The following is a 12,007-nucleotide window of genomic DNA, read 5'->3' as shown; positions in this document are numbered from 1 at the left end:
TTAGGCAATCCCTCCTTTACGCCTGCAATAATAGCAAGCATGGAGGTTGCCGAAACGTGCAAGTTACTGCTGAATCAGGGGACCTCCCTCCATAAGAGGATCTTATTCATCAATATTCTGGATATGGAAATAGAAGACATCGGGATATGAAAAAAATATAAGGGTCTTGTATAGGAAACTTTGCTATAATTCCTGTAGAAGGCCATGAAATATAGTAAGCTAAGCCATTACACCATAAAAAAGATTTTAAAGAATTTCTGTATAGAATTAACGGCGGTACAAACAGCAAAAATAATGAATATCAATCGTCATACCGTTGAATTCTGTAATATACGTCTCGCAGCTACTTCTTATTCGCAGGTTCTATGCTAACCATGTTCCCCTTAATTTGCTTATTATTCATGACGGACAAGATGTCCTTTACATATTCATTTGGTACCTCGATGAATGTATACTTGTCATACATGTCTATCTTTCCGATCACCCTTCCCGGGATGCCCGTTTCCCCGGCAATGGCACCTACAATATCCTTTACCTCAACCTTCTGGCTGCGACCTATATTCATAAACAACCTTACCATTCCCTTTTCGGACCCGCCAGACCTGTAGCCCACATCCAGATCATCTTTTTCTGTGTTTTCTGCCCCTACACACATTTTCAAAAGGGCGGCAGCGATATCAAGGGATGTATACTCCTCTTCCAGGAGCCGTTCGATCAGATACGTATAATGGGTAAGGTCGTTCTCCCCGATAGTCTGTTTTATTTTCTCCAGAAAAACATTTATCCTGATCTCTTCCACATCATTGAGGGAAGGAACGCGCTGGCGTGCGATCTTTATATTCGCATATGCCTGTATGTCCCGCAATTTGTGGATTTCTCTTCCCATCACAAAGGTAAATGCCCGACCTGTTTTACCCATACGGGCGGTTCTCCCGATCCTGTGGACATAGTACTCTTCATCCTGGGGGACATCATAATTGAAAACAGCCTCTATACCTTCCACATCAATGCCCCGGGCCGCCACATCAGTTGCAACAAGGATTTCAAAAGCATTACTTCGAAATTTGCCCATTACACGGTCTCTCTGTGACTGGGTCATGTCACCGTGAAGTCCGTCTGCCAGATAACCTCTCACCTGGAGGTTTGCCACAACCTCATCAACCCTTCTCTTGGTATTGCAAAAGACAAGGGACAGCTTGAAGTTATACATGTCTATGAGGCGGGACAATGCTTCCAGTTTTGTGCCCTCTTTCACCTCAAAGTATGTCTGCTCCACATGAGGAACGGTTAACTGTTTGTGCACCACCTTGACCAGTTGAGGATTGCTTTGATATCTTTTTGTGAGATCAAGGATCGACTTCGGCATCGTGGCACAGAATAAGAGTGTCTGCCTTTCCCTGTTGACTTTCGATAAGATCGTTTCTATATCATCAATAAATCCCATATTCAGCATCTCATCCGCTTCGTCAAGAACAACTATCTTTACACTGTCCATCTTCATCGTACCCCGATTCATGTGGTCTATCGTGCGACCGGGTGTCCCGATGATAACCTGCACACCCTTCTTCAGTGAATAAATCTGCCTCTCTATGGGCTGCCCGCCGTATATAGGGAGGACAGTAATATCTTTTTTATATTGGGAAAGTTTTTTCAACTCTTCAGAGACCTGAATTGCCAGTTCCCTGGTGGGGCACATAATTATCGCCTGCAATTTTTTGCTCCGGGGGTTTATCATTTCTAAAATCGGGATACCGAATGCTACTGTTTTCCCGGTGCCTGTTTGTGCCTGCCCGATAACATCTTTACCCTCCATTATGAGGGGGATCGCTCGAGATTGAATGGGTGTTGTCTCTTCAAACCCCATATTGGCAATTGCTCTCAGTACATCTTTTGACAGGTGCAGTGCTTCAAATTTTAATGGTTCCATGTTCATTAACGTATATCTCCTTATTTTTTTGTCCGCATTTAACAACATCCAGGCCTGTTTGTTCGTACCCAGGGAGGTGAATCGGTTGAAAACACGAGATAATATATTATCACGATAAATCAAGGATTGCAAGGGTTACGCACTACCCATTAAATCCTTGTGGTTTTACAAACCATTAGATAAAATGTACTCAACCATGCCCTACCGGTTAGTCTTTTTTTCTTCACTCTCAATCCTGTCTTTTGAAATAGCCCTCATCAGGATGTTCTCTATTCGGTTTTCCTACCACTACGCATCGCTTATCATCAGTATATCCATGATTGGCCTTGTACTGGGAGGAATTTTTACATATCTCAAGAAAAGTAGTGAAAAAAATCTTGAACCCTATGTGTTCTTTCTTTCAATCTCATATCCGGTTATTTTTATCTTCTCATCCATTATCCCCTTAGACCACTACAAGATGCTCTGGGAAAATATACAGGTCCTTTACCTTTTCCTCTTCATGGCATCCTGTTCTATACCTTTTTTTCTGTACGGTATCATCATATCGCTCTCGCTATCGTCTTACCCTAAAATGGTCAATAGAATATACGCCTCGGACCTCTCAGGGGCAGCAGGCGGTGTTGCCTCTACAGTTTTCCTGCTAAATTACATGAATGTCGAATATATTATCATTGTATCTTCCCTCATGCTCGCCGTTTTTTTATTCTTTGAACAGAAGAGGAGGCCTTTAAATGCCCTCTATATTATTATACCCGTACTTTTGTGCGTCCCCATAGCTTATGGCTTTCTCACTCTCCAGATCTCTCCATACAAAGGCCTGATGCAGGCCCTGAAGGATGACAATGGAAGACTTATAAAAACTATCTATTCCTCCCATTCAAGACTCGATGTTTTTGAGAATCCAAGGATGAAATTTGCACCCGGTTTATCCCTTGTTTACACGAAACCTGTCCCCAAGGGGATAGGGATTTCTCTTGACGGGGAGATTACAGGGGTTATGATAGATGAGAAACAGATAGGAGACTATGAATTTTTCTCCTTTATGCCATCTGCCCTGCCCTATTTTTTAAAAGAGACAAAGGATGTGCTGGTAGTAGGTTTCAAAGGTAGCCTTGATGCCCTTATACCTTATTACTTTGGTGTTAGAAATATCTATATGGCAGAGAAGGATCTTTCCATACAAAGGTTTATCCATAGTGCCTATGGTACTGACAGTGTATACAGGAAATCCCTCTACTTTTCTTCCGGAACAAAACTTGTCAAAAATCTACACAAGAATATGGATGTAATCTTTATATCGAGGACAGGGTTTTTCCCATCCGGGACATTCGGGCTCCAGGAAGATTATGATGTAACTGTTGAAGCGTTAAAATCATATATTTTACACCTCAGGGAGGATGGTCTTCTCTTCATCCAGATGTTTCTCCTGCCCCCGCCACGATATGAGCTAAGGATGATGAATAATATCTTATACGCATTGAATGGGTTGGGTGTCGAAGATGTCGAGAACCACCTTGTGGTATTCAGAAGCTGGGACACGATAAATTTTTTGCTGAAAAGGACAGGTTTTACAGAAAAGGAATCTGAAAAGATATTGTATTTTTTGTCAAGCAGAGAATTTGAAATTATCTATCCAGCCCCTGATACTGCCGAAAGATTCATCGCTGGCCTGGATTACAGAAATTTATTCAAAACTCTACTTGATAAGGAGAAAAGTAATGCCTTTATAAAGGATTACCCGTTCAGTATTGGCATTACAACCAATGATAAACCATTTTTTCACTATTTTTTAAAACTTGGGAACCTAAAAGAAATATACGCTTTATCAGGAAAAAAGTGGGCATATTTTCTGTATGAAGGCATGGCACTCCCCTTTATCCTTGCTTTTTTGATTATGCTCTCCGCTATTATTTTTTCAGCCACCTTTTGTGTCTCAAAAAAACATTGCTTGCAACTCACCACTCACCACTTGCCACTTATCACTTATCACTCACCACTCAGCGCTGGTATGTTATGCTACTTTGCCTTTATAGGTTTTTCCTTTATGTTCATTGAGGTCTTTTTTATCCACAAATTTATTCTTCCTCTTGGGTCGCCTGTTATCGCCTTCTCTGTCGTACTATCAACGATTCTTTTAAGTTCAGGCTGTGGAAGCCTGTTGAGTGGTTATATAAAAGACAAAAAAATTCCTTATATCATGGCCATTGTACTGGTTTTACTTGTGTTTTATTTTTTCCTTTTTGAGATGATTTTAAGTCTTTCTTTCAGCTGGGTCTTTATAATTCCTCTCGGGATATTGCTCGGGCTTTTCTTCCCCTCAGGCATAAAACTGCTCTTAAGGGAAGATAAAAGTCTTATTCCCCTCGCCTATTCGATAAACGGTGCCGCATCAATCATCGCACCACCACTCGCATCGATTGTTGCTGTGATTTACGGATGCAGGATACTGCTTATATTATCCTTTATTCTATATGGCTTTTCGTTACTTCTTTTGTGCTTCTCCAGTCATCGGGACAAATGCAACACCGCCTAATTCTTTTATCACATGTTTCCCCTTCTCCTTCTTCACCAGTCTAAGATTCTGATAAAACACCGTGCTCCCAAGGGGTATAATCAGTCTTCCCCCTTCTTTTAACTGGGCAAGGAGCGGTGGGGGGATATGATTCGCTGAAGCAGTAACCATGATAACATCGAATGGTGCATAGGCCTCCCAGCCAAAATAACCATCGCCGTGTTTTACCTGGACATTCTTATAGCCTAACCTTTTGAGTCTTTCCTGCGCCTTCTCAAATAACCCTCTCTTGATTTCTATTGTAAATACCTCTTTTGTCAGTTCTGCAAGGATAGCAGCCTGATAACCTGAACCTGTCCCTATTTCAAGGACCCTCTCATTCCCTTTGAGGGAAACTGCTTCAGACATAAGGGCTACAACATACGGCTGGGATATTGTCTGTCCCTCTCCTATCGGTAATGGATGGTCATTGTATGCCTTATCCCATTGGGCATTATCAACAAAAAGATGCCTCTTTACCTTTAGCATCGCATCCAGCACCCTTTTATCCTTTATCCCTCTTGCCTTGATATCATTCTCCACCATCTCGTTTCTTCTCTTTTCAAACACATCGAGAGACAGTGAATGAGAAACTAAAATTGCAAGAAAGGTAATAAGTATCGATAGAATGGTTAAAACCCTATTCATACAAAAATAATTTACCATAAGTGACATAAACTAAAAAAGTATTTAAAATTATGGATAAATATGTAAAATAAGGTGAGGGGCTGCTTTGAGATATTCAAGGTTTGAAAATATTCTGTTCACATGCGGAACCGATTTGAGAGACATCGGTGAATTTCTGGGGAAATATTGTTAATGAAACTTGATTGCTCAAATGACAGCACGTTATAAGGGGATACCAAAATGAAGAAAAAACTCGTGATAGCCGGTATTGTAATTTTGATAGGCGTAGCTGTCTTCATAATAAACCACCTCCGTCACAACAAGGAGGAAGGGGTGATTCTCCTCTCAGGAAATGTCGAGGTGACAGAATCAAATATGGGGTTTAAGCTCTCGGGAAGGGTTGTGGAGCGTTTAGTGGATGAAGGGTATAAGGTAAAAAGGGGTGACAGGCTTGCAATACTTGATAGTGCTGAACTCGAAAGTACCGTTGCGCAGAGTAAGGCAAATCTAAATGAGTCACTGGCAAGGCTTGAAGAGCTAAGGACAGGCTCAAGACCTCAGGAACTTGAACAGGCAAAAGCAAATCTACTCCTGCGAGAGGCAGAACTATCAAAAGCCAAGAAAGACTATGAGAGAAATATGGGACTATACAAAGAAGAACTCGTATCGGCCCAGCAGATGGATGAATCAACAAAGGCATACCATGTTGCCGCTTCCCTCTATGAGAATGCACTTCAAGCCTTAAGCCTTGTAAAAGAAGGACCGAGGAAAGAAGAGATAAAGATGGCTGAGCATCGTGTTGAACAGGCAAGGGCATCCCTGAGGGTCAATGAGGAGAGGTTAAAAGACACAGTGATATATGCACCCACGGATGGTGTGGTCTTAAGAAAACTTGTTGAACTTGGTGAAACGGTCTCGCCAGGAACACCAGTTTTTACTATAGGAGACCTTGCACATCCGTGGATAAAGGTATATGTGAAGGAGGACAAACTCGGGTACGTAAAACTTAATCAAAGGGCAGTAATAACAGTGGATACTTATAAAGGGAAAAAATATGAAGGTACTGTCACATATATCTCATCAGAGGCAGAATTTACCCCGAAGAATGTCCAGACCCAGGAGGAAAGGGTAAAGCTTGTATTCGGTATAAAGGTAAGCGTGAAAAACATAAACGATGAGCTCAAGCCAGGAATGCCAGCAGATGTGAGGATTCATATAAAGTAGGGGGGGAAATACCTGGACTTCTTAATAAAGGACGGTTTATTTAATAAAAAAAGGAGGGACAACATATGAGAATAGGAAGGGTTTTTTTAAAACTTGAATATGTAGTAGACCTCGATAATAAGGCGATGGTGGAGCAGGCAAGGGATATCCTTTATGACGATATTATAAAGGTTGCTACAGGCAAGGCTGTAGATGATATTGATGCCCTCATAAAGGAAGAGGAGGATAAATCCCTGTCTGAAGACGATATTTCTCCCCTTTTACTGGAGGAGGAATGGGAAGAGGAAGATGAGTGAATGATGAAGAAATTGCAATAAAGACATCAAACCTGACAAGGTCTTTGGCGATAACGTCGCCGTAAACCAACTTAACCTCGAGATAAAAAAAGGTGAGCTATTCGGAATTGTTGGTCCTGATGGTGCAGGGAAGACCACAACCATGAGGCTCCTGACGGCAATCATGAAACCTTCCTCCGGTGAGGCATGGGTTTCAGGGCATTCTATCCTCCATGAAGAGGAGCAGATCAAGGAAAAGATCGGTTACATGTCCCAGAGATTCGGCCTTTATGAGGACTTGACTGTCATGGAGAACATCGATTTCTATGCGGACCTGTATGGGGTTCCTCAAAAAGAGCGCCCTCTACGGGTTGAAAGACTCCTCGGCTTCAGTAACCTCACACCCTTCAAAGACCGGCTGGCCGGTAATCTCTCAGGAGGGATGAAGCAGAAGCTTGGAATCGCCTGCGCCCTTATCCACACACCGGAGGTATTATTTCTTGACGAGCCCACGAGCGGTGTTGACCCTGTGTCAAGGAGGGATTTGTGGAAGATACTCTATGATCTTCTCAGGGAAGGGGTAACGATCTTTGTTTCCACCGCATATCTGGATGAGGCTGAGCGTTGTACAAGGATCGGCCTCATACACAAGGGGAATATCTTAATGATTGATGAACCGGCTAAGGTTAAAGCGGCTATCACCACCCCAATGATAGAGATCTCTTCTCCTTACGCCCGGAAAGCACGGGATATGGTAAGTACCATAGATGGGGTTCAGAGTGTGAGTATTTATGGCGACAGACTCCACATTGCAGTCAGGGACAGAGAGGTTGTCAGCGTGATTATGGGGGTGCTCAGGTCTCAAGGTATAGAAATACAGGGGCAGAGGGAGATAGCGCCATCACTTGAGGATGTATTTATTTCGATGGTGGAGAGTGGCTCGTAGCTCATGGTTGATAGCTCATTGCAAAAGGGGAAGAAGAGCGAGGGTAGAAGTGTGAACGAAGGGAATATTGCTGTTGAGGTAGAAAACTTGAGAAGAACATTCGGGAATTTTGTTGCTGTGGACGACATCAGCCTCAATGTAAAGAAAGGTGAGATATTCGGTTTTCTCGGGCCCAACGGGGCCGGTAAGTCTACAACGATACGGATGCTCTGCGGGCTTCTGATGCCGACCGGCGGCAGTGGTACGGTAGGAGGGTTTGATATAATCAAAGAATCAGAATCGATCTAAAAGATTATCGGCTATATGTCTCAGAGATTCTCCCTCTACAATGATCTTACCGTAGAAGAGAATATAAACTTCTTCGGCGGGATCTATAACGTTCCCAAGGAAAAGAGAAAGGAGCGTAAGGAATGGGTCTTAGAGATGGCGGGGCTTAAGGACCAAAGGAAGGCCATCACGAGGACGTTGGCAGGAGGCTTTAAGCAGAGGCTTGCTCTTGGTTGTGCAATCCTCCATCAGCCGCCGATCATATTCCTCGATGAGCCCACATCAGGTGTAGATCCCATATCGAGGCGCAATTTCTGGCATCTCATCAATGAAATGTCAATGGCAGGCACAACTGTCTTTGTTACTACCCACTATATGGATGAAGCGGATTACTGCGATAGGCTCGCCCTTATTTACAGGGGTAAGCTCATTGCTGAGGGCACACCCGCTGAGCTCCGGAAGGGATATATGAAGCACCATGTCCTGGAAGTAGAGGTTGATAAAGTTGTTGAAGCCCTGGACATCTTGTCAAAAAGCGGTATTGACGCCGCAATCTTCGGGAGTGCATTGCACATCATCGTGGAGGATGGAGAAGAAGCTACCCGGCGTATAAGAACCGTGCTGGAAGGGTCAGACCTGTCTGTGAGGAGGATTGAAAAGATTGTCCCTTCCCTTGAGGACGTGTTTGTGACGTTGATAGAAACCTCATGAAAAAATCCTGACGTGTAAGACGTGAGGGGGTAGATCAAGCATAATGAGCCAAGTATGAAGCTATTAAGAATTAAGGCAATCGCTAAGAAAGAGTGGATACAGATTCGACGGGACCCATTCAGCCTCGCCATGGCTTTCCTGATGCCTGCCATACTCCTCTTTATTTACGGCTATGCGATTACCTTTGACATTGACAGGATCAGTACCATTGTCTACGACCAGGACAAAAGTAGCTTAAGCCGGGAGCTCGTGGCTGAGTTCAGGGAGTCGCGCTATTTCCGCATTATCTCCTATGTGGAGCAATATGGAGATATCGATCCCTATCTCGATGGAGGGCGTGCAAAGGTAGCCCTGGTGATACCATACGACTTCTCGAAGAATGTCAGAACAGGCCGGAGCGTCCAGATCGAGGTCCTCCTTGATGGAGGTGATTCAAATACAGCAACCATTGCACAGGGCTACATCCTTGTAATATCAGAGCGATACGGGCAAAGGATCAAGGGGGCCACCCTAACCCCTCTCATAGATTCCCGCAGTCGTGTCTGGTACAACACGGAATTAAAATCACGAAATTTTATCATTCCAGGGATTATTGCAGTAATAATGGCTGTCATCATTGCCATACTCACGTCCCTTACCATTGCCAAGGAGTGGGACAGGGGGACCATGGAACAGTTGATATCCACTCCTGTAAAGAAACCGGAGCTGATTACCGGTAAGCTCATCCCCTATTTTTTGATCGGTTTCATTGACACGGTGCTGTCTGTTCTGATGAGTACTCTTCTATTTGATGTCCCCTTAAGGGGCAGTATCCCTCTGCTCCTCGTCCTTTCGAGTATCTTCCTGTTTGGAGGCTTAAGTTTCGGTATACTTGTATCAATCGTTGCCAGAACCCAGCTTGATGCAAGCCATATAGCAATACTCAGCTCCTTTCTCCCTGCCTTTTTGCTCTCCGGTTTCATCTTCAGCATATCGAACATGCCGAAGCCTTTACAAATCATCACGTATTTCGTCCCGGCACGATACCTTGTGACCATCCTGAAAGGGATATTTCTAAAAGGAAGCGGGTTGAAACTCCTCATATTTGAGACACTTTTGCTGACGTTATTCGCTGTAGTGGTTTTTGCAGCTGCAAACAGAAAGTTCCACAAGAGGATTGATTGACCATGTATGAACGTGTGAAGAACCTTGTCATTAAGGAATTCATCCATGCATTCAGGGTCAAAAGAACAATAATTTTTCTATTTATTCCTCCCCTAATCCAGCTCTTTATATTTGGCTATGTGGCAACTATGGACGTTAATAACATCTCTACCGCCCTTTATGACCTCGATAAGTCATTCGAGAGCAGGGAGCTTGTGAGGAGGCTTGAGTCCTCCGGCTACTTTACTATCACATACGCTCCAGGGTCTGCCGTGGAAATAAGAGAGTTGATCGATAGAGGGAAGGCCCTTTGTGCTATACAGATAAACAGGGGTTTTGGAAAAGACCTGAAAAGGGGTATCCCGACAGAGATTCAGGTGATTGTAGATGGTACGGACTCGAATACAGCCCTTATTGCCATGGGTTATGTGAACACCATTATCGCTAAATATTCAAGGGACTTGATGGGACAATGGATAAAGACAACACTCTCAACGATCGATTTCCGCACGAGGGTCTGGTACAACCCGGATCTCAGAAGCCGGAACTATATGGTGCCTGGAGTGATAGCCTTAATAATCATGCTTACATGCCTTATACACACATCCATGTCTGTGGTGAGGGAAAGAGAGGTGGGCACCATGGAACAGCTCATGGTGACGCCTATTACGCCAGTAGAACTTATACTCGGGAAGACAATTCCTGCTGGCGCCATCGGGTTCTTCGATATGTCCCTCGTTACGTTCTTCGGGGTTTTCTGGTTTAATGTACCTATCAAAGGGGCACTCCTTTTGCTCGTATTATGCACCGGAGTATACCTCCTATCTGTACTGGGCATAGGGCTTTTCATTTCAACCATATCGAAAACCCAGCAGCAGGCTTTAATGGCAACGTTCTTCTTTTTCCAGCCTGCCATACTCCTCTCCGGTTTTGCTACCCCCATCGAGACCATGCCGGAGATATTCCAGTATATCACCTATCTGAGTCCCCTCAGGTATTTCCTCGTCATCGTGCGGGGTATTTTCCTCAAGGGTATCGGTATAAGCGTGCTCTGGCCCCAGATAGCGGCCCTCTTTGTCCTCGGTATGGCGATCCTCTCCCTGAGCGCTTTAAGATTCAAAAAGAGGCTCGGGTAAGAATTACGTAGCTGCTACATTCTATTCTCATTGTTGAGAAACAATCTCTTTTCTCACAAAAAGCATAAGTATAGAGGCGCATAGGGCTGCTACAATGGCTATTATAAAAGGAATATGGAATGATCCGGTAACATCCCTTATATGACCTGCCATCCTGTTAGCAATGATTGCCCCTGTGCCGTATAATAACGTCAATGCCCCTATTACAGTTCCCATAATTTCCTTTCTAAAGTAATCCCCTCCACTGGCAGCATACATCGGAAAGGTTGCACCATAAAAGGCACCGACAACACCGATACTGGCAATCAATGCATATGTATTTGCACCTGAAAGCACCACCCCCACGATACCTGCCGATATAAAGATGTTCGATAGAAAAATCGTCATGCGCCTTCCAATATAATCAGAAGCAAAGGATATGGTAAGCACACCTATTATCTGGCCCAACCCGTGGACTGTTGCGAGAAAGGAGGCCTTTGCATAAGGAAATCCCAATTCATATCTTGCATAATCAACCATGTAGGTAGTTATAATGTAAAGAGCACCGGCGATAAGAAAATAAGAAGAACCAATTACCCAGAAACGGGATGTGGTAAGGATTTCTCCATAAATTGTCCTTAACTTCTGGTCTGGAGGAGCCTGCTTGAGAACTGGTTCAATGTTAGGTGGTGTACCCCATGGTAAGAGCTTCATATCCTCGGGCTTGCTCCGGAGTAATAATGCATTAATTACAACCATTGAAAGTGCTGCTATTCCTAAAAAATACCAGCAATACTGCCAATTCCAACGAGCCACTATAATAGGAAACAACTTCCCCATAGAAGCAAAACCAAGTCCAAACCCTGTTGATAAAATGCCAAGTGCCATTCCCCTTCTTTTTATGGAAAACCATCTCTGAACAAGGGTGATGACAGGTGTCCACATTGATGCAGCTCCTATGCCAACTATTGCATAAAATCCACATGCCTGCCAGAAGCTTTGCACTGTGCCCATAAGAAGGGTACCTGACCCAAGGAGAATACCGAATAACGAAATTATCCTTCTTGCCCCAAGACGGTCTGTTAAATAACCGGTAAACGGTGAAAAACAGATATATGCAAAAAGATAGGCGTTAAAAATATCACCCGCCTGCCTTCTCGTAAACCCCAATGTTCTAATCATCTCCGGAAGAACAACCCCATATCCCAGACGAATCCC

Annotated in this window: 8 protein-coding genes and 3 pseudogenes; 8 read left to right on the top strand and 3 right to left on the bottom strand. The window is 43.8% G+C overall.

The features are described from left to right. The first annotated feature begins 204 nt into the window (after positions 1–204). Positions 205–315 (top strand): annotated as a pseudogene (locus NTU69_03560) (IS1595 family transposase). Between the two features lie 28 nt (positions 316–343). On the opposite strand, the gene NTU69_03555 reads toward NTU69_03560, so the two are convergent. Then, on the bottom strand, positions 344–1,927 hold the full coding sequence (locus tag NTU69_03555) for a DEAD/DEAH box helicase (GenBank protein ID MCX5802604.1): 1,584 nt from the start codon (positions 1,925–1,927) through the stop codon (positions 344–346). Between the two features lie 184 nt (positions 1,928–2,111). Here NTU69_03555 and NTU69_03550 point away from each other — a divergent pair, with 184 nt between their 5' ends. Beyond that, positions 2,112–4,463, top strand: coding sequence for a hypothetical protein (locus NTU69_03550; GenBank protein ID MCX5802603.1), 2,352 nt, complete (start codon positions 2,112–2,114; stop codon positions 4,461–4,463). Here the strand turns inward: NTU69_03550 and NTU69_03545 are convergent. Continuing rightward, positions 4,413–5,129 (bottom strand): protein-L-isoaspartate(D-aspartate) O-methyltransferase, encoded by a 717-nt coding sequence (locus NTU69_03545; protein ID MCX5802602.1) that lies wholly within the window; start codon positions 5,127–5,129, stop codon positions 4,413–4,415. The genes NTU69_03550 and NTU69_03545 overlap by 51 nt on opposite strands. A gap of 219 nt (positions 5,130–5,348) precedes the next feature. Between NTU69_03545 and NTU69_03540 the strand changes: the two genes are divergently transcribed. From NTU69_03540 to NTU69_03515, 6 genes and pseudogenes are all read left to right on the top strand, one after another. Further along, positions 5,349–6,332 (top strand): efflux RND transporter periplasmic adaptor subunit, encoded by a 984-nt coding sequence (locus NTU69_03540; protein MCX5802601.1) that lies wholly within the window; start codon positions 5,349–5,351, stop codon positions 6,330–6,332. Between the two features lie 65 nt (positions 6,333–6,397). Further along, entirely contained in the window at positions 6,398–6,628 is a 231-nt protein-coding gene (locus tag NTU69_03535; GenBank protein MCX5802600.1) for a hypothetical protein, read from the top strand. Between the two features lie 11 nt (positions 6,629–6,639). Next, positions 6,640–7,553: pseudogene (locus NTU69_03530) on the top strand (ABC transporter ATP-binding protein). A gap of 3 nt (positions 7,554–7,556) precedes the next feature. Then, a pseudogene (locus tag NTU69_03525) lies at positions 7,557–8,531 on the top strand (ABC transporter ATP-binding protein). Between the two features lie 54 nt (positions 8,532–8,585). Beyond that, positions 8,586–9,695, top strand: coding sequence for an ABC transporter permease (locus NTU69_03520; GenBank protein ID MCX5802599.1), 1,110 nt, complete (start codon positions 8,586–8,588; stop codon positions 9,693–9,695). A 2-nt stretch (positions 9,696–9,697) separates the two neighbouring features. Next, positions 9,698–10,810: an ABC transporter permease gene (locus NTU69_03515; protein MCX5802598.1), complete on the top strand. Its 1,113-nt coding sequence runs from the start codon at positions 9,698–9,700 to the stop codon at positions 10,808–10,810. Positions 10,811–10,837: 27 nt separating this feature from the next. On the opposite strand, the gene NTU69_03510 is transcribed toward NTU69_03515, so the two are convergent. Next, positions 10,838–12,007, bottom strand: a 1,170-nt coding sequence (locus NTU69_03510) for an MFS transporter (GenBank protein ID MCX5802597.1), incomplete at its 5' end; no start/stop codon positions are given.

The sequence above is a fragment of the Pseudomonadota bacterium genome (assembly GCA_026388215.1).
Taxonomy (GTDB): domain Bacteria; phylum Desulfobacterota; class Syntrophorhabdia; order Syntrophorhabdales; family Syntrophorhabdaceae; genus JAPLKF01.
This window is presented reverse-complemented; position numbering and strand designations above follow the sequence as displayed.